Here is a 19,740-nt window from a genome sequence, read left to right on the forward strand (position 1 = left end):
ATTAAAAAGGGGGCGCTTATCAGCCCCCTCCTTCATTTTAAATCAATAACGATTTCTTAAGCCGCCAATAAGGCTGTTGCTGCAGCACGATGTTTTGCTTTCAGTTCTTCTAAATCAAGCCCTTGAATTTCGCCATGTTTGACTTGCCACTGGCCTGCGACCATGACATGTTCTGCTTTATCTGCACCACACAAGAGTAAGGCTGCAATCGGGTCATGACTGCCTGAGAATTTCAATTCATCGAGTTTATAACAGGCTAAATCGGCTTGATAATCAGGTGCAAATTGTCCTAAATGCTGTCCACGCCCTAATAGCTGTGCGGAACCGTGGGTTCCCCAATGCAAGGCCAACTCAGGTGTAATCCTTTCCGCACCGTATTTTAAACGCTGTAAATACATGGCCTGACGAACTTCCAGAATTAAATTTGAAGCATCTCCAGAGGCAGAGCCATCAACGCCCAACCCCACCTTGGCACCTGCCTGCATTAAATCGAGAGTTGGGCAAATCCCTGAAGCAAGACGCATATTGGAATGTGGACAATGGCAAATTCCTACTCCAGCCTGCCCTAAACGCTGAATTTCATCTGCATTAAAATGGATACCATGTGCCAACCAAGTCCGTTCATTTAGCCAACCCACGTGTTCTAAATAATCCACCGTACGCATACCAAACTTTTCCAGACAGAAGCTTTCCTCATCCAAGGTTTCCGCAAGGTGTGTATGCAATCTGACATCCAGTGTCTGGGCCAGTTGCGCGCTTTCTCGCATAATCTCCTGTGTGACCGAAAAGGGTGAGCATGGAGCCAAGGCAATATTGACCATGCCGTTATCCCCCCGTTGATGATATTTCTGCACCAAGCGTTCACTGTCCCTTAAAATGACCTCCATACTTTGTACGGTATGCTGTGGCGGTAAACCACCTTGTTCTTGTCCGAGACTCATCGAACCACGGGTTAACATCACCCGCATTCCCAATTGCTGTGCGGCATTGACTTGAATATCAATCGCATCGGTCAATTGTTGCGGGAATAAATAATGATGATCGGCAGCAAAGGTACAGCCCGATAGCAACAACTCGGCCAAAGCCACTTGGGTCGCCACATGTAACTGCTCTGGATTTAGACGGGCCCATACTGGGTACAGATTAACCAACCAAGGAAATAAAGGTAGATTAACCACAGGTGCCCAAGCTCGAGTCAAGGTTTGATAAAAATGATGGTGACTATTCACCAACCCAGGAATCACCACCAAGTCTTTGGCATCGAATATGTCATCACATGGTAGACTGGGTTGCTGATCCTTTGCCAAAACCTCGATGATTTTATTATTTTCAATCACCAAGCCATTACTCGCGTCAAGTTCATTCGCGGTATAAATTGCGAGTGGTTGTTTAATCCAGATTCTTGAACGGCTATTTAAGCTGGCCATCATGATTATTACCTCGTCCTTTAAAATTTGTAGCTCAGTGCAAAACGGTTTTGTAAGAAATTCCTGTCATAACGCGGAGAAGTCTGAATCCCTGCAAAATTACTGACACTAAAACCTTTCAAAGTGCCCGTGAAGTTATAAATGCCAAACAGCATGTATCCAGATTGATTTCGACTAACGAGATTTTCAGCCTCATTTAAATCCATAATAGATAAAAAGCAGGATTCAGTTTGAACATTCAATCCTGAATCCGTGATGATCAATGCCCTGAATTTAAGGGCAAGCTTGCCACTTCCACTGATTTTTTAGTGAATGGAAGATGATTGAAAATAATATTCAGTAGAATTGCAGTAATACAGGTTGAACTGATCCCAGAGTGTAATAGCATCTGCACAGAAACAGGGAATTGTGCATAAAACTCATGGTTTACAATCGGAATCATGCCGATCGCCAATGAGGTTGCGACAATAATCAGGTTCTTATGCTCGTTATAATCCACTTTCGCTAAAGTGCGAATTCCACTGGCTGCGACCGTTCCAAACAGGACAATTCCTGCTCCACCTAATACCGGCATCGGAATAGATGCGACTAAACGCCCCACAATCGGCAGTAAACCTAAAACAATCAGAATTCCGCCTGCCGTTGCCACCACAAATCGGCTTTTAATGCCAGTTATCGCAACCAGTCCCACATTCTGTGCAAATGCCGTTTGCATAAATGAGCCGAAGATCGGTGAGATTGCACTGGATAACATGTCGGCACGTAAACCATCCCCAATCCGTTTGGAATCGACTTTGCTGCCCACGATTTCACCAATCGCAATAATATCTGCGGTGGTTTCCGTCATCACCACCAAGGTCACAATCACCATGGAAAGAATGGCAGAAAACTCAAAGACAGGAGAACCAAAGTGGAAAAAGCTCGGCAAAGCAAAAATAGAGCCTGAACCGACATTGGAAAAATCAGTGAATCCAGCAAAATAAGCCAGTATTGTTCCCAACACAATGGCAATCAAAATCGCAAGCCGACGCAAGATTTGACTGCGTAACATACTAAAAATAATCACAATCGCTAAGGTCATTAATGCTAAACCCACATTGGCTGGATCACCCCAGTTTTCAGCTTTTGGGTTGCCGCCCATAATCCAGCGGATTGCCACAGGTGTCAGCGAAATACCGATCATGGTAATCACACAACCAGTCACCACGGGTGGGAAAAAACGGATAATTTTTGCGAAAAATGGTGTGAGCAACAGGCCAATAATCGACGCCACAATCACAGCACCAAACGCCGAGGCCAAACCACCACCTGTGGTTACAATGGCGAGAATAGTGGCGACACCTGCAAAAGAGACACCCTGAACAATCGGCAATTTCGCCCCGAAATGTTTGAAACCAACGGTTTGTAAAACGGTGGCAATCCCCCCAACAAATAATGCAGCCGCCACCAATAGTCCAATTTCAGAGGCTTGCAAGCCCGCCGCAGCACCAATAATTAGCGGCGGTGCAATGATACCGCCATACATGGTCAAGACATGTTGCAAACCATAAATCAGGTTTTTGTTCATGCCTAGGTATTGATGTTCTGCTGATCCGTGAGCCTCACGGTCTAGGTTGTCTTGCTGCATGGGTTAATTCCTCAAATTAAGTTCATGATGTCCACATTGCTTGAGTTGGTTTAGCTGCCACGATAGGTTGAATATGAAAAGGGACTGATTAATAACGGCACGTGATAGTGCTGTTGAATATCAGCGACCTTAAAATCAATACACACACGTGGATAAAAACTTTCGGTATTTAATGATTGAAAATAATCGGCAATTTCAAAAATTAATTGATAATTGCTTTGCACAAATGCATCAATATTGAATGTTTTAATACGGCCATCTGCATCGGTAATTTGTTGATCTAATAACACGTAGCCTTGATCCCCTTGCTGCAGTAATTTCACCAGAACCTTTGACGCTGGTTGGCCCAGCGATGCATTTAAAATATGTGTACTGATACCCGCCATTATTGAATCTCCTGATTTAAACGAAGCAGTGCAATTTCCCCTAACTGCTGCTTCACTTCGGCCCGCTCTTGTGCTGCTGTGTTTTTGAGTCTGCGTTGCAACTCAGACAGGATCTGTTGCCCTGAACGACCTGCTGCACGAATCAGATAGATATGCCCAAATTTGTGCTCATAATCTAAATTGCCCTGATAAAGTGCCAGTTGCAGCACTGCATCGATTTGGATCTGCCCTTGTTCTTGCTGAGAAAACTGCTGTTCTTTTTCAGACAACACCGCTGCCGCCTTTTTCTCGCCAATACGTGGATGTTGTGACAAGGCTGCAGAAATTTCAGGCCATTGCCACGTTTGAGCTTGTGCAAGCGCAGTTTGATAAAGCTGTTCTTTTGAGCTGTAAGGACGTTGCTGTAGCAGTTCAGAAATCCAAGTGGGAATGTGCACACAGCCTTGCAAAATCCGTTGAGCCTCACCTGAATCTAGCTGATTGAATGTTTCGAGTTGCATCGCTGCTCCAATTTAATGCAGTGTCTGACTGGTCAGACCAGATATCATAAATCAAGCAATGAATATGCCAGTTTTTGTGTTTAGACGACAAACATCATCCAATAAGATATAAGACTTAGATTGAAATAAAAAAAACGGCAACCACGAGGGTCACCGTTTTATCTTAAAAATTTAAAAGAACTTAGTTCAAGCTATAAGCAATCACATAGTCACCATGATCAGGCGACTGACGTGCACCACCTGCAGTAATCATGACATACTGTTTGCCGTTTTTCGGAGACACATAGCTGATCGGTGTACCTTGGCTACCCACGGGTAAACGCGCTTTCCACAGCTCCTTACCTGAAGATGAATCCAGTGCACGTAAGTAATAGTCTTGCGTCGCGGCAAAGAATACTAAGCCACCTTGAGTTGCCATTGGACCGCCAATGGTTGGCATTCCAATGGGTGCTTTAAGCCCCATTTTAATGCCCATTGGACCAGTATCTTGCACTGTTCCCATTGGAACTTGCCATGCAATTTGACGGGTTTTCATATCAATTGCCGTCATGGTGCCATAAGGTGGTTTTTGACATGGGATATTCAACTTTGACCAGAAACGATCTTTATTGACTTTATAAGGTGTGCCCTTCATTGGTACTGCGCCCATACCTGTATTGACTTTCTCTCCGCCATTGGCTTGAACAGCTAAGTCTTCAGGGGTCTGTTCAATCAATTGAATCCACAGTCCTAAACGCATATCATTGACGAACATATATTGATGACTTGGATCAAAGGCAATACTGCCCCAGTTCATGCCGCCCAAAGAACCCGGAAAACTTAAAGATTTATCTGTACCTGGAGCAGTAAATAAACCTTCGTAACGCATCGATTTAAAGTTAATTCGGCACATCAACTGGTCAAATGGAGTTGCACCCCACATATCCAATTCGGTTAAGGTTTGATTGCCAATCTGTGGCATTTCCACCGAACGTGGTTGAGTTGGGCTGTATTGCTCACCTTTGATATCGGCTGATTTCACAGGCTGCTCAATCACTTTCGTGAGTGGTTGACCCGTTACGCGATCCAATACAAAGAACTGGCCTGATTTGGTGCCAATCACCACAGCAGGCTTGTTGCTGCCATCCTTCATCGGGAAATCGACCAGACTAGGCTGCATTGGCAAATCAAAGTCCCATAAATCATTATGAACAGTCTGATAAACCCACTTTTCCTTACCTGTGGTCGCATCTAAAGCCAGTACGGATGAGTTGTATTTATGGTCCAATGGTTGACGATTACCGCCCCATACATCAACAGATGAGCTACCCATTGGCAAGAATACTGTGTTCATTTGCGGATCATAAGACATCGCTGCCCAAGAGTTAGCAGAACTGCGCTTATAGGTTTCACCTTCTTTTAACACATGGTTTGGATCTGGATTACGTGGATCAAAGGCCCAACGTAATTCACCTGTAATGACATCGTATGCACGAATTACCCCACCCGGCATATCGGCAGCAAAGTTATCAGCAATACGACTTCCCACTACAATCACCGTACCAGCAATAGTTGGCGCTGAAGTCACCTCAAAACGTGGTGCTGTGGTTCCCTCACCCAAGCCTTTGAGCAAGTCAACGGTGCCTTCTACCCCAAAGTCTTTACAGCGTTCGCCCGTATCTGCATTAACGGCAATTAAGCGACCATCTGGTGTATTGGTATAAACACGGCGTAGACATGAGGTATTGTTGGCCACCGCTTGAACAGGTGTCGCACCTGCTAAGGTTGGCTGCACCAAGGCTTGGGTAGAATCAAAATAAGCAACCCCTCGACAACGCTCCCATGCATCCGACTTGGAGTTGACTTCCGCTTTCCAAAGTTGTTTACCTGAATCCGCTTCCAAGGCGAAAATGTTGTTATGCGGGGTACACAGGTAAATCTTATTGCCTACCTGTAGCGGCGTCATTTGATCTTCCGCACGATTTCCCGAACCTGTGGTGAAATCACCCGTACGGAAACGCCAAACCTCTTTTAATTGGTGCACATTGTCCCGTGTGATCTGATCCAATGCAGCAAAACGACTTCCACCTGCGTCCTGACCATAATGCTGCCAGTTGCTCTGCTTCATATCGGTTTTTACAGGAACCAAAGGCAAGACCTGCCCAGAGGCCGCAACCGTTGGATGTGGTTGGAACATCTGATAAAAACCGATTACCATGCCAATCACCGTCAATATTCCCAAACCATAAGCAGGTAGATCAGCACTCGGTTGAAATTGATAACGACGAATGGCAGGTAATGTAAATATCAACGCGGCAAATAAGCCTGCTGGAAACATCAGTCTTGAAAATAGAGGCCAGAACTCCCAACCAGCATCAATCAATGACCAGATGATCGTTCCTGCAAAAACCAGACTGAATAACCAAACACCCAATGCTTTTTTCTTAAAAATAAAAACAGCAGAGATGAGCGTGAGGACACCTGAGATCACGAAATACCATGATCCACCCAGCGTCGCGAGTTGAAAACCACCGACTGTAAAAAACAGGCCTGTAAGCAATAAAACCAACGCTAAAATAAAGCACCATATTTTCAGTATGGTATGTGAGCTTGAAGATTCAGACATCTGTCATACTCCTGTATTAGAAATTCAGCCCAACTGAAATACCAGCTACCCAGACATTATCACGAGATGGAATGCCCCGTGGCTGATAAACATACTGGATATTGGGACGTAACATTACGGCTGGGGAATAGTTGTAAACATAGTTCAGTTCAACATTCATCTCATCATCACGATCGCGATTGGCTGGCACCTGATCATTAAATTTATAACGGCCCACCCCAAAACCGATCTGGTCGGTTGGTCGTGATGGCAAGGCTCCCTTGTACCAGAAGGCGATTTGCTGGGTATCAGAAATATTGGCGGTTTTATCATTGTTCCAGACCAGATTCACGGCGCCATATAAACCACCCTTTGAATCCGTGGCATTGCTGCTCAACTGTTGCTGGGTATTAAGCCAGATTGCCGACTTTGGATCTTGTCCTGCTTGTGCATCAACTCGATCATAGTCATGACTACTCCAAAAACCGCCAACTTTATACTCGCCCGCCAAACCATTTAATTTCTTGGTTTTCCAAGCCAATTCGACTGGAATCAAGACACCTTTTGCCCGATCCGTAGACAGGTTGAAATTGGCATTGTCCTTCACTTCAGTATTTCCGGGATTATTTTCATAAACGCCCACACCAAACGTCCATTCAGGCATAAACTGGTATTTAATATTTGCAGCCCAACCACTCACCGGACCGTTATACCAGACATCACCCTGACTCTTGCCCACTTGGCCACCACATAAAATCAGGCTCTGGAAATTACAGTGTGAGCCATTAAAGTCCTCAGACATTCCCATACGCCCAAGCTTAAACTGCAGGGTATTGTCCAGAAATCCTGTTTTAATCCATGCTTGCGTCAAGCGCCAGATATTACCGCGCCCATAGATTTCCGTTGGACTACCGTTCATGCCTATATTGCTGGCAATATTACGTCCATCCCGTTTGGTCACGGTTAGAGCGGCTGTCGTGTTGGGTAATCCTGCAATTTTAGCCAAATCAAAATTTGCGCCCAATGCCACCTGATTGGCATTTTTGGTGGGATGATGATCCAGACCGTCCAGCACTGTTGCTGTCTGGTTCATGACATTGAGGTTAAATTTATAGCCTTCTTTTTCCAGTTGCTGACGCTGACCATTCCAGTCACCGAGTAGCCATTGACGATCCTGTGACCATGGCTGATCCGCAAAACTAGATTGAGCAGCACATACCGCAACTGCTAGACAGCTCATTTTGAGCAATAATGCATTCGACTTCATATTCGGCCTCCTTGCCGTTTATTTCAGTTTTACAGCTGAACTGAGTTCCGATGTTGCACCTGCACGGTCAGTGATTGTTGCTGTCACTGAAGCCACTTGGGTTGTTGGTTTCCAAGTCAGCGTCGCTATTCCTTGTGCACTGGTTGCAGCAACCGCTGAACCTAAATAAAGCTCTGCTTCATTTGAATTGGCCGATGTGTTGCCAAAAAACTCGACCTGATAACGCTGGTTCGGCTGACCTTTGACTTCGACTGCAATTTGTCCTTTAGACAAGCTTAATTTTGGTGCCTGAATATTCTGATTCGGTTGTGCATTACAGCCTTGCTCATCTGGTTTGTTGCAGGTCTTTTGCAAGTTGGCAGGATCAATCTTGACCCCATGACCACGTGAACCCACAAAATGTGCATGCTCTAAACCTGGAACGTCAAAAATAATCGCGCCGACACGTTGATTCGGTACGCAACTTCCCCCCGCTTCACAACGTTTGATGTCTTTGCCATTATTCCAGATTAAGTTTTTGGTCAGGGTAATGTGTGCATTAGCATCTTTTTCAGAACGAATGGCAATGCCTACCCGATTGCCGTGTACTTTATTGCTGTCAAAAATGTTGCCATCACCCGTCAAGTTAAAACCGTTGGAGTTATTGGTCAGTTCGTTATAAGCAATATAGTTGCGCTTGCCCCAGTTGATTTGTAGCCCATCTGAATAGTTTTCAAATTTATTGCCGACGACTGCATTGTCATTGCCCCACAAAATTTCAATCCCTTGTGATGGTTCAGGATTGGCTGCTGTAGAAATAAAATGGTTATTGGCAACCAAATTGAATGCTGCGCCACGGGTCAGTTCAAGACCATCACCATTGTCCTGAAAATAATTATTCAGCACTTTATTGTTATTGGTGGTGGTCGCTGTTGGATTGCCTTTGCCATCGTCGCCAGTCAACATCACACCTGCGCCACCATAGTTATGCATGATACGGTTATTTTGAATCAGGTTATTGCTGGCACGGTTCATCAAGATACCAATACAAAAATGACGAATTTCCAAACCTTGGATGGTGACCCCATTGATATCGCGTAATACGATGCCCGGCAAAGTCGTCGTCCGAACATTGGTCCCGAATTGTCCTTCGACTGCACCTGGGCAGGCTTCGACCCCTGTACCTTTAATATAATTTGATCCATCGACTGCAATAAACTCCCCTGTTTTTGCCCATTGCGTTCCGATAATTTTTACTGGTGCTTTGATCTCAGGTAATGGGCTATTCACCTTAATGGCATAAGGGGCTTTGCCGACTGCCTGAATCAGAATCTCGCTGCTTTCTGTCGGCTTGCTGTTGGCTTGTTGAATTGCCCAGCGTAAAGAACCTTGATCCGCATCATCCTGATAACGATCAACAATATACGTTTCTGCTGCTGCCCAACCCGAAACTGCCATAGCGATGGCTAAAGTACTTAAACGTAAGCAAATTGTTTTCATATCAAAAAATCCTTTTTAAATTATTGTGTCGGTTGAACCGTTTTTAAAAACTGTTTCAGTTGGGTCACATCAATCTGGCCGGGTGCCGATGCTTCACCAATCATGCCAAAGCTAAAGCTACCGCCCATGTTGGCAGTGGCGATTCGGGAAATCGTGCCCAGTTTGCCCATCGACATGGTCAGTAATGGTTTTTTGGACTGTTGACTGACTTTTAAGGTTGCATTCATGAGGGTAAATACATCCTGTTTGTTTTGCGGCATGACTGCAATTTTCAGAATATCGGCGCCTAGCTCATCCTGTTTAAGTAAACGCTTGATAATCTCAGACTCGGGTGGCGTTTTCTGGAAATCGTGATTGGACATGACGATCAGTACTTTTTTCGCATGCGCCCTTTTCACGGTATCGCTCACAATCTGCTGATCACGGAACATTTCCACATCCAGCATGTCCATAAATGGATGCTGTAAATACGCCTGATAGGTCTTGCCATAATCTGCATCACTTATCGTTAATTGCCCACCTTCATTATGGGTACGAATCGTGGCGATCAGCGGTTTACTACCTAATATTTGTTTGAGCTCATGGCCTAAGGCAATCACCTGCTTGCGATCACCGGCAAAATTGAGTAAATCAATCCGAAACTCCGCAAGATCGGCATCAGCATTGGCTGCAATCACTTTTGCCTGAGCAATCGCCTGCTCTCTGGTTTTGGCAGTAATGGGCACAATAGTTTTCACCGGCAGCTTTGCCAGTTCAGATAATTCAAGCTGCTTTTGCTGATGATCTTGCGCTTGTGCTGTTTGAACCATCAATAAGGGGCTAACAAGCAACATTACTGCTGCCAGTGTTTTCATTTTCATCGGTATCGTCCTTAATAAATTTTTTGCAACTCTGCGACGTCTTGCCGAGTTCTCATTTCATTTTCTGATTGCTCCTCACAAATCAAAAGTGAGGAGTATTTTCAATTTCAGGAATTAAGTAATTCCATGATCAGCCCATCCCAGAAACGAAGACATTTAAAGAAATCTCTAAATATCAAAGAATACGGTTTCATCATCACCCTGAATACGAATATCAAAGCGATAGACCACTTCACCATCCACGTCACTGCGTTTGGCGATTAAAGTCTGGCGACGTACTGCCCACTCAATGCTGTTTAACACGGGATCATTGGCATTGGCATCCACCTCATCATCAAAATAGATACGGGTGTGCAAACCGATATTAATGCCGCGTGCAAAAACGGCGACTGCAATATGCGGTGCTTGAATTGAGCCTTTGCGACCAGCAACAGCGCCCGGTTTTACCGTATGAAAACTCCAGAAGCCAGTTTCAAAATTAGCACCTGTGCGTCCCCATCCCTGAAAATGTGGGTCGGCAGTTTTGCCTTGGGTATCCGCCTGACTTGGATAAACACCATTGGCATCTGCCTGCCAAATTTCCAGTAACACATCTCTTAATGGCAGACCGAGTCCATCAAACACCTGACCTTCCAGACGAATCCGTTGCCCTTGCGTCTGCTCATTGACTAACTGGTTATCGAAGTTATGCTCAAATACTTCAATATTGGCCTGTTGTGGTAATAAACCGATATGCACATAAGGACCGCCGGTTTGTGATGGGGTCTCTTTCAATTTCTGAAAATTCCATGCATTCATCGTATGTCTCCCTTATGTCAAATCATTTTCAAAATAAGTCGCACGACGACCACGCAGATGAATATCAAAGCGGTAACAACGGCTATCTGCTTCAATGAAATTGTTTTTATCTTCCAGCGCGATCAAGGCACGACGCTGATCTTCAGATGGAATGGTTTTTAAAATCGGACAGGTGTCAATCAGCGTATCGCCTTCAAAATAAAACTGCGAAATCAGACGCTGTGCCCAACCATCAGCGATCAGGGAAAAATGGATATGTGCTGGACGCCATTCATTAATCCGGTTACGCCATGGATATGGTCCCGGCTTGATGGTACGGAAAATATAGAAACCATTTTCGTCGGTTAAGGTCCGGCCACAGCCACCAAAGTTAGGGTCCATCGCACCAATAAACTTGTCATTGGGATGACGATACCGACCCGATGCATTGGCTTGCCATACTTCCAACAAGGCATTTTTCACAGGCCGACCAAACTGATCACGTACATAACCATGCACAATGATACGTTCACCAATCGGCAATCCTTCTTTGGCATAGTTCAGAATCAGATCATTATCTTTAGGGCCAAAAATACTCGGTGAAAAATGCGGTGATGTCACTTCAGTCAAGGTTTCATTAATTGAAATCAATGCATTCTTTGGCGAGCGTAATACACTGGTCTTATAGCCGGGTGTATATGCTGGCGGATGATCATCGGTGTTTCGTTGTGGGTATGCACCTAATGTATGCTTTAACATACCTGTCTCCTTAATCCTGTGGTTGTGCCGCAACGGGTTGCACGTCAATGCCAAGTTCTTTAAAGACTTCTTCGGCCATATGCATCGCCGCATTTGCTGCTGGCAAACCAGCATATAAAGAACTATGTAAAATCAATTCCTTTAATTCATCTTTAGTCACACCGTTATTGAAGCAGGCACGTAAATGCATTTTCAGTTCGTCTTCTCGCCCTAAAGCCAATAAGATGGCAATCGTGACCAGACTGCGGGTATGGCGTGGTAAACCTTCACGTGACCACACTTCCCCCCAGGCGAAGCGACTAATAAAGTTCTGGAAGTCCTGATTGAAATCATTCAGGTTCTCTAAAGAACGTCCGACATGTTTTTCGCCCAGTACTTCGGTACGGACTTTCAGTCCTTGTTGATAACGCTGCTCATCATTCATTGACTTTTTCCTCGATTAGGTTGCATCGGTATGGGCAACGATAGATTTAACAAAAATGGCGACTGCTGCTGCTGCTGCGGGAATCATTAGCAGGCTCAGAATGGCGGTAAATGACCAGTTATTTCCAAGCAGGATCGCCCCGATCCATGCACCAAATACCGCACCAAAACGTCCAATTCCCATCATCCATGCAATCCCTGTTGCACGACATTGAGTTGGGTAGAAACGAGCACTTAATGCAGGCATAGAAGACTGGGCACCATTGATCGCAACACCGGCACAAAGCACCAGAATAGCCAATAAGGTCGGGCTATTCAGGCTTTGACCAACGGCTACAGCGAAAACACCTGCAACGACATAGAACACTGCCAATACTCGGTTTGGATTGAATTTATCCATTGCCCAGCCAATCACCAATGCACTGAGTACACCGCCAAACTGGAACAATCCGCCGATAAATGCTGCACGTTCCATGCTCGCACCGGTTTCACGCATCAAGGTCGGTAACCAACTGGTCAATAGATAAATAATGACCAGCCCCATAAAATAGGTGAGCCACAATAAAACCGTACCTTTGGCATATTTCCGGGAAAACAACATCTTGAATACGTTGCCCTTTGGTGCAACATTGGATTCTTCTTCAGGAATATGAAACTGGGTAATACCTTGGACTTGTGAAGGCGCAATATGGTTTAAAATTTTACGTACTTTTTCAGGGCTCTTATTTTTTACAATCAGGAAGCGATAAGACTCCGGCAAGAACACAATCACCAGAAGCATCAATATCAAAGGAATAATTCCGCCAAACAGGAATAAGCTGTGCCAACCAAAAGCAGGAATAAGCCAACTACTAATAAAGCCACCAATCGCCATCCCCAGATTAAAACCACAGAACATACACACCACTAAAATAGAGCGTACGCGTTTCGGGCAATATTCCGAGAACAAGGTTGTTGCATTCGGCATGGCTGCACCCAAACCAATACCTGTTAAAAAGCGTAATACCACCAATTGGTCCAGACCTGATGCATAGGCAGAAGCAAAGGTAAAACCACCAAAAATCAGCATGGCCACGGTTAAAACGATCTTACGGCCAAAACGGTCAGCAGTTGGTCCCGAGACTAAAGCCCCAATAATCATACCGCCCAAAGCGGCACTCATCACCGGTCCTAACTGAGAGCGGTCAATGCCCCAGTCCTGTGTGAGGGCTGGTGCAATAAAACCCATTGCAGCAGTATCCACACCATCAAAAAAAACAATTAAAAAACAGATGATTGCAATCATCCATTGATACTTGCTAATCGGTGCATTATCAATTAATTCCTGTGCATCCATGCTGTTATTTTTTGCAGCGTAATCCTGAAACGCCATAGTAGTCTCCTTGAGGCGAAATCCTTTTAACAAACCTAAGTGTTTATATTCTTTGGATAAACTTTGTCAGTTCCTGAGTAAATACTTGTGGTTGCTCAATATTCGATAAATGTGAAGCCAGCAAAATTTCAAGCTGACTGTTTGTAATGTGATGATGCATAAACTCTGCATCTTGAACCGTTGTGACAGGATCGTATTGCCCTGCGATAATTAAAGTGGGAATTTGAATCTGACCAAGTTGCGCCCGAACATCAGCATCAGCTAAAGCACGACACGCATTGGCATAACCTTGTGCAGGTGTCACTGCAAGACTTTGAATGGTCTTTTGTGCCAGCACATCATGCGCATAATCAAAATGTTCACTAAACCAACGTGTATGCGTGGTCTTTACAATGTCAGCTAAACCGTTTCGTTCAACACTCTCCGCACGAGTATTCCAAGCTTCAGCAATGCCAATTTTTGCTGCGGAATTTGCAACAGTAATGCTGTGACAACGTTCGGCATGATAGATAGCTAAAGCCAATGCGGTAATCCCGCCCATTGAAATACCGCAGAAATGGGTTTTTTCAATCGCTAAAGCATCAAGGATATCCACGACATCTTCAGCCAAATTTTGCAAGGTCGTATCGGCAATCACGCTACTGGTACCATGTCCACGTGTATCATAGGTGATGACCTGATAATGCTCAGTCAAAGCTGCCTCTTGCGCCTGCCACATCCCATGATCGGTTCCCAAAGAGTTAGAGAACATGATCACAGGTGCATCTTTGCGCCCTTGAAACTGAACAGCCAGCGGCTGTCCCTGACGATTATTGATATACGTGATCATGTGCTTACTCTCCTTGTTGTGCATGTAGAACTGCATCGATTTGTGCCTGAATATTGCCTAGGTAAGATGCAGGATTGAACAGATCATCTAATGCCTGATCATTGAAATGGACATTCACTTGCTCCATGTTGAATAACACGGTTTTTAAATGCTGCTGTTGGGCAACCGCCTGCTGACAGGCCTGCTCAACCAGATGATGCGCATTCATACGCCCAAGCTTTGGTGCCAACGCCATCATCACCGCTTCAGCCATGATCAAACCTTGTGTACATTCAAGATTGCGTTGCATCGCCTCTGCATTGACTTGCATATGTTCAAGCACATCGCAGCTACGTTCTAAAGCACCCGCACATAACTGGAAAATTTCTGGGATTGCGAGCCATTCCGCATGCCATGCACCTAAAGCCCGTTCATGCTCTTGCACCATGCTTTGATAAACACTTGCCATTAAAGCGGGTACACGATTGGCTGCGGCAAGAATTGAAGCTGCTGCCACCGGATTACGCTTATGCGGCATGGTCGATGATCCACCACGCCCTTTTGCTGTCGGTTCAAAAACTTCTGCGATTTCAGTTTGCATCAGCAATGACCAGTCTTTTGCCATCTTGCCAACATTCCCTACAATCAAGGCAAGCGTGCTGACAAGCTCGACCATACGGTCGCGCTCACCATGCCACGTACATTCAGGCGCTGTTAAATTGAGTTGTGCTGCAAAAGCTGCAACCACAGCTGTGCCTTGATCCTGTAAAGATGCCAGTGAACCTACCGCACCACCGAGTTGTGCAGTCAATACGCGACTTTTCATGGTTTGTAGACGATCAAGATCACGTTTCAAGGCAGCTGCCCAACGGGCAAATTTATGACCTAAAGTAATCGGTAAAGCTTGCTGTAACCAGGTACGCCCAATCATGACCTGATCGCGATATTGCTGCGCTTGCTTTAAACAAATTTGATAGGTCCGTTCCAGTTGCTTTTCGATCAATGCCAAGGCATCACGGCACTGTAAAATCGTTGCTGTATCAATGATATCCTGACTAGTCGCACCCCAGTGCACATAACGTGAAGCATCTTCATTCTGCTGTTTTACCAAGGCAGTGAATTGCTTAACCAATGGAATCGCAACATTACCTGCCAGCCCTGCTGCTGTAGCCAACGCCTCCATATCGATGTGCGCTACAGCATTTTGACCAACCTGTTCAATCATCGTTGCCGCCGAAGCAGGAATCACATTGACCTGTGCCTGAGCTTTAGCTAAAGCCACTTCGGCCTGCACCATATATCCCAATAAAGCGCGATCACTAAAAATGGCTGTGACATCAGGTTGATAAAATAAGCTGGCGTATAACTGGCTCATAACAGACCTCACTCAACACATTGAATAATCAAGGCAATCCCTTGACCGACACCAATACACATCGAACACAAGGCATACTGCCCCTTGATCTGTTCAAGCTGGTTTAAGGCCGTAGTCACCAGACGCGCACCAGAGGCACCTAAGGGATGACCCAAGGCAATTGCACCGCCATTCGGATTAACCCGTGCATCATCATCTGCCAAGCCTAAATCACGGGTCACAGCCAAAGCCTGTGCTGCAAAAGCTTCATTCAATTCAATCACATCCATTTGTTCTAGCGTGAGATTGGCCTGTTTCAGCAGTTTCTTGATTGCAGGCGCAGGTGCAAAGCCCATAATCCGTGGTTCAACCCCAACTGTGGTGGCTGCAATGATTTTGGCGCGTGGCTTGAGTTGGTATTTTTCCACGGCTTCGTCCGACGCAATCAACACCGCAGCTGCGCCGTCATTAATTCCAGAAGCGTTACCTGCTGTCACTGTGCCTTCGGCTTTGACCACACCTTTGAGTTTGGTTAAGACTTCCAAAGTGGTTGATGCACGTGGATGCTCATCACGATCCACCACAAGTGCATCACCTTTACGCTGTGGAATGCTAACGGGCACGATTTCATTGGCAAAGAAGCCATTCGCTTGTGCGGTTGCAGTACGTTGTTGGCTGTTAAGTGCAAACTGGTCCTGATCGGCACGGTTAATATTGAACTGTTCCGCCACGTTTTCTGCGGTTTGTGGCATGCTGTCCACGCCATACATTTCTTTGAGCTTTGGATTGATGAAACGCCAGCCCATGGTGGTGTCTTCAATCTTTTGGCTACGGCCAAAGGCGCTGTCGGATTTACCCATCACATAGGGCGCACGGCTCATGCTTTCTACGCCACCAGCAATAATAAGGTCGGCTTCATTGGCTTTAATCGCACGGGCAGCCATGGCAATGGCATCCAGTGATGAACCACACAAACGGTTCACTGTAGTAGCAGGCACCTGATACGGTACGCCTGCCAATAGTGCTGACATACGCCCCACATTACGGTTATCTTCACCTGCTTGGTTGGCACAACCATAGATGACATCATCCACCTGTTGCCAATCCACAGTTGGGTTACGTTGCATCAGGGCCTGAATTGGAACTGCCCCAAGATCGTCGGCACGTACAGGAGCAAGACCGCCTGCATAACGACCAAATGGGGTACGGATGGCATCGATGATATAAGCGTTTTTCATGTGTTTTCCTTAAAAAATCTCCCCTAACCCCTCTTTGTAAAGAGGGGAACTCCTCCCTTTTTTAAAGGGAGGTTGGGAGGGATTTATTATCCTTGCGTCGCATCAATCAACTGAGCACCCGTCAACGCCTGCAACTCCTCAAAGCTCAGACCATCCACTTTCTCAATCACTTTTAGCCCGTCTTGAGTCACATCAATCACACACAGGTCGGTATAAATACGATCGACACATTTCAATCCCGTTGCCGGATAAGTGAGTTCTTCGACAATCTTCGGTTCACCTTGCTTGGTGTTGTGATCGGTGGTGATAAATACTCTCTTGGCGCCGACAGCCAAATCCATGGCACCACCTACTGCAGGAATGGCATCTGCTGCACCGGTATGCCAGTTGGCGAGATCACCATTGGCCGCCACCTGAAATGCACCGAGTACCGCAATATCCAGATGTCCACCACGCATCATGGCAAAAGAATCACCATGATGGAAAAAGCTGCCACCTGTCAGCATGGTGACATATTCTTTACCTGCATTGATCAACTCAGGATCTTCTTCACCTTTGGCAGGCGGTGGACCGAATGCGAGTAGGCCATTTTCCGAATGCAGGAACACATCTTTATCGGCTGGAAGATAATTGGAAATCTTGGTAGGCAGGCCAATGCCGAGATTGACATAAGCACCATCTGGAATATCTTGTGCGACACGTTCAGCGATCTGGTCACGGCTTAGTTTTTGATAGCTCATTGTTCTGCTCCTATGCCATTGGCTGCATCGGCAGCGACCACATGCTGTACAAAAATCCCGGGGGTAATGATATGTTCAGGATCAAGTTGACCGAGTTCAGCCAGTTCAGACACTTGCGCAATGGTAATATCCGCCGCCATCGCCATGATCGGCCCGAAGTTACGTGCAGATTTGTTATAGACCAGATTGCCCCAACGGTCGCCTTGATGAGCTTTGATTAAGGCAAAGTCAGCTTTAATCGGATACTCAAGTACATAGTCTTTACCCTCGATATGACGGGTTTCTTTACCTTCAGCCAAGAGTGTACCGAAACCTGTTGGGGTGAAGACTGCACCGAGGCCCATCCCCGCAGCTTGAATACGGCACGCCAGATTGCCTTGTGGCACCAATTCCAGTTCAATCTTGCCCGCACGATACAGTTCATCGAACACCCATGAATCAGACTGACGAGGGAAGGAACAGATGATTTTACGTACCGCACCTGTTTTAAGCAGTTTGGCCAAGCCATAATCGCCATTGCCGGCATTGTTATTGACGATGACCAGTTCCTTGATGCCAAGTTCGATCAATCCATCAATCAGTTCAGCGGGTTGTCCTGCGGTGCCAAAGCCACCAATCATGATGGTTGCGCCATCCTTGATCTGTGACAGTGCCTCAGTCAATGTGAGCGTACTTTTATCAATCATCTGCCTACTTCCTGTACGATGCATCACTCGTATTTTCATCCTGAAAACCGTGATGAAATTAAGTCGAGTGCTTTGTTCGGATTTCTTCTCTTCATTCTTGATAAATTCTATGCTCACTTCTAGACTTTGAATTGCATTTTGTTCGATGATTATTTTTTACGTTCGATCATCGAACATTATCCAAGTAAAATAGTCATCTTTCCCGTAGAATGTTTTTATACAAGAACCGTTTTAGCAAGGATGTCTAAATTATGGAAAATGATCAGGAAAAAAATCCACGTTTGATCCATCATACTGAAAATAAAAAAATCATTCGGCATGAAGACTTTATTGCAGGAATTGCAAAAGGCTTGGCAATATTGGAATGCTTTGGCCCAGAACGGCATCGCTTAAATATGAGTACTGCTGCTGAAAAAACAGGCATGACCCGCGCGGCTGCTCGACGTCATTTACTTACTTTAGAATACTTAGGCTATTTGGACTTTGATGGGCATTATTATTATTTATCGCCCAAGATTCTTAAATTTTCAGGGGCTTATCTGGATGGTTCTACACTTCCTAAAATATGTCAGCCCTTATTAAATCTTTTAACCAATCAAACCTCATTGATTTATTCGGTGATGGTTTTAGATGGTTATGAAGCAATTACCATTGCCCGTAGTGCAGCTCACCAACAAACCGATCGGGTCAATCCTTACGGCTTACATTTAGGTAATCGGCTCCCTGCCCATGCCACCTCTGCTGGCAAAATTTTACTGGCACATTTAACACCTGAAGAGCAAAAACGATGGTTAGAAAAATATCCCTTAAAACGTCTAACCAAATATACTCATACCGAAACTGATTTATTTTTAGAATTACTGCATGAAATCAAAGAACAAGACTGGTGCTATTCCTGTGAAGAACACGAACTGGGTGTCCATGCAGTGGCTGTGCCTATTTATGACTCCAATGCAAGCGTCGTTGCTGCCTTAAATATTGTGTCTCCGACCATGCGCACCACCAAGGATTATTTAATTGCGCATATTTTGCCTTTACTACAAGAAACGGCTCGTGACTTACGTCAAGTGATTTAATCAGACAAAAAAAAGCCACATCTGGAAATGTGGCGAAAGGTGTATTGCTGCTACGGCTTATGTCCGTATGTTTAAATTAATCTCCTTTGCTTAAATGAACATTAATTTAGTGAACATTCATTATATTTTTTACTTGCTAAGGGAAATTTCTATTTTTCAGTAAGCGGACATAAAATAAAAATATTATTTAATCAAATCATTCAATTCAAAACTAAACTTGTAGTAGTTTAAAATTAACGGCCTAATCCATAAAAAATTGTTGGAATACAATATAGGTTTTGCACTTTTATATCCATTATGACCACTGGCTCACAAAATATAAATCTTGGTCTAAAGTGTTATTTTTTGTATAAAAAAACAACATTGTGTAACAAACA

The 19,740-nt window shown here is 45.0% G+C and carries 18 protein-coding genes and 1 pseudogene; 1 reads left to right on the forward strand and 18 read right to left on the reverse strand.

Annotation, left to right across the window (positions count from 1 at the left end; all coding sequences use genetic code 11):
* Nucleotides 1-56: 56 nt before the first annotated feature.
* The 18 genes and pseudogenes from F993_RS10045 to F993_RS09960 all read right to left on the reverse strand — a co-directional run bounded on the left by F993_RS10045 (nt 57) and on the right by F993_RS09960 (nt 18,287).
* Entirely contained in the window at nt 57-1,430 is a 1,374-nt protein-coding gene (locus tag F993_RS10045; RefSeq protein ID WP_004654255.1) for an 8-oxoguanine deaminase, read from the reverse strand.
* 17 nt (nt 1,431-1,447) lie between these two features.
* A pseudogene (locus tag F993_RS10040) lies at nt 1,448-1,639 on the reverse strand (hypothetical protein); the annotation flags it as partial.
* Nucleotides 1,640-1,686: 47 nt separating this feature from the next.
* On the reverse strand, nt 1,687-3,054 hold the full coding sequence (locus tag F993_RS10035) for a nucleobase:cation symporter-2 family protein (protein WP_004654259.1): 1,368 nt from the start codon (nt 3,052-3,054) through the stop codon (nt 1,687-1,689).
* Between the two features lie 50 nt (nt 3,055-3,104).
* Nucleotides 3,105-3,440 carry a hydroxyisourate hydrolase gene (gene uraH, locus F993_RS10030; RefSeq protein WP_004654260.1) on the reverse strand — a complete coding sequence of 112 codons (336 nt, stop codon included), beginning with the start codon at nt 3,438-3,440 and terminating at the stop codon, nt 3,105-3,107.
* The gene (uraD, locus tag F993_RS10025; RefSeq protein ID WP_004654262.1) at nt 3,440-3,940 is read right to left on the reverse strand and encodes a 2-oxo-4-hydroxy-4-carboxy-5-ureidoimidazoline decarboxylase; all 501 of its coding nucleotides are present in this window, start codon (nt 3,938-3,940) and stop codon (nt 3,440-3,442) included. Before uraD ends, uraH begins: the two co-directional genes overlap by 1 nt.
* A 181-nt stretch (nt 3,941-4,121) precedes the next feature.
* Entirely contained in the window at nt 4,122-6,545 is a 2,424-nt protein-coding gene (locus tag F993_RS10020) for a glucose/quinate/shikimate family membrane-bound PQQ-dependent dehydrogenase (protein ID WP_004654265.1), read from the reverse strand.
* Nucleotides 6,546-6,561: 16 nt separating this feature from the next.
* Nucleotides 6,562-7,791: a carbohydrate porin gene (locus F993_RS10015; RefSeq protein ID WP_004654267.1), complete on the reverse strand. Its 1,230-nt coding sequence runs from the start codon at nt 7,789-7,791 to the stop codon at nt 6,562-6,564.
* Between the two features lie 18 nt (nt 7,792-7,809).
* Nucleotides 7,810-9,270 carry a right-handed parallel beta-helix repeat-containing protein gene (locus F993_RS10010; RefSeq protein ID WP_004654269.1) on the reverse strand — a complete coding sequence of 487 codons (1,461 nt, stop codon included), beginning with the start codon at nt 9,268-9,270 and terminating at the stop codon, nt 7,810-7,812.
* A gap of 20 nt (nt 9,271-9,290) precedes the next feature.
* On the reverse strand, nt 9,291-10,130 hold the full coding sequence (gene aroD, locus F993_RS10005; RefSeq protein ID WP_004654272.1) for a type I 3-dehydroquinate dehydratase: 840 nt from the start codon (nt 10,128-10,130) through the stop codon (nt 9,291-9,293).
* A gap of 168 nt (nt 10,131-10,298) precedes the next feature.
* Nucleotides 10,299-10,928, reverse strand: a complete 630-nt coding sequence (gene pcaG / locus F993_RS10000) for a protocatechuate 3,4-dioxygenase subunit alpha (protein ID WP_004654273.1) — start codon at nt 10,926-10,928, stop codon at nt 10,299-10,301.
* Nucleotides 10,929-10,940: 12 nt separating this feature from the next.
* The gene (gene pcaH, locus F993_RS09995) at nt 10,941-11,666 is read right to left on the reverse strand and encodes a protocatechuate 3,4-dioxygenase subunit beta (protein ID WP_004654275.1); all 726 of its coding nucleotides are present in this window, start codon (nt 11,664-11,666) and stop codon (nt 10,941-10,943) included.
* 10 nt (nt 11,667-11,676) lie between these two features.
* Nucleotides 11,677-12,090 carry a 4-carboxymuconolactone decarboxylase gene (gene pcaC / locus F993_RS09990; RefSeq protein ID WP_004654278.1) on the reverse strand — a complete coding sequence of 138 codons (414 nt, stop codon included), beginning with the start codon at nt 12,088-12,090 and terminating at the stop codon, nt 11,677-11,679.
* Nucleotides 12,091-12,105: 15 nt separating this feature from the next.
* Complete coding sequence (locus tag F993_RS09985) at nt 12,106-13,461, reverse strand: 4-hydroxybenzoate transporter PcaK (RefSeq protein WP_004654280.1); 1,356 nt, start codon at nt 13,459-13,461, stop codon at nt 12,106-12,108.
* 43 nt (nt 13,462-13,504) lie between these two features.
* On the reverse strand, nt 13,505-14,290 hold the full coding sequence (pcaD, locus tag F993_RS09980) for a 3-oxoadipate enol-lactonase (RefSeq protein WP_004654282.1): 786 nt from the start codon (nt 14,288-14,290) through the stop codon (nt 13,505-13,507).
* Nucleotides 14,291-14,294: 4 nt separating this feature from the next.
* Entirely contained in the window at nt 14,295-15,644 is a 1,350-nt protein-coding gene (locus F993_RS09975; protein ID WP_004654284.1) for a 3-carboxy-cis,cis-muconate cycloisomerase, read from the reverse strand.
* Between the two features lie 8 nt (nt 15,645-15,652).
* Nucleotides 15,653-16,861 carry a 3-oxoadipyl-CoA thiolase gene (gene pcaF / locus F993_RS09970; RefSeq protein ID WP_004654286.1) on the reverse strand — a complete coding sequence of 403 codons (1,209 nt, stop codon included), beginning with the start codon at nt 16,859-16,861 and terminating at the stop codon, nt 15,653-15,655.
* Nucleotides 16,862-16,947: 86 nt separating this feature from the next.
* Entirely contained in the window at nt 16,948-17,601 is a 654-nt protein-coding gene (locus tag F993_RS09965) for a 3-oxoacid CoA-transferase subunit B (protein ID WP_004654288.1), read from the reverse strand.
* On the reverse strand, nt 17,598-18,287 hold the full coding sequence (locus tag F993_RS09960) for a 3-oxoacid CoA-transferase subunit A (RefSeq protein WP_004654290.1): 690 nt from the start codon (nt 18,285-18,287) through the stop codon (nt 17,598-17,600). The genes F993_RS09965 and F993_RS09960 overlap by 4 nt, the downstream gene beginning before the upstream one ends.
* Nucleotides 18,288-18,538: 251 nt before the next feature.
* Here F993_RS09960 and pcaU point away from each other — a divergent pair, with 251 nt between their 5' ends.
* On the forward strand, nt 18,539-19,363 hold the full coding sequence (pcaU, locus tag F993_RS09955) for an IclR family transcriptional regulator PcaU (protein ID WP_004654292.1): 825 nt from the start codon (nt 18,539-18,541) through the stop codon (nt 19,361-19,363).
* The last annotated feature ends 377 nt before the right edge of the window (nt 19,364-19,740 follow it).

Origin of the sequence: Acinetobacter proteolyticus (assembly GCF_000367945.1) — a bacterium.
Lineage (GTDB): Bacteria > Pseudomonadota > Gammaproteobacteria > Pseudomonadales > Moraxellaceae > Acinetobacter > Acinetobacter proteolyticus.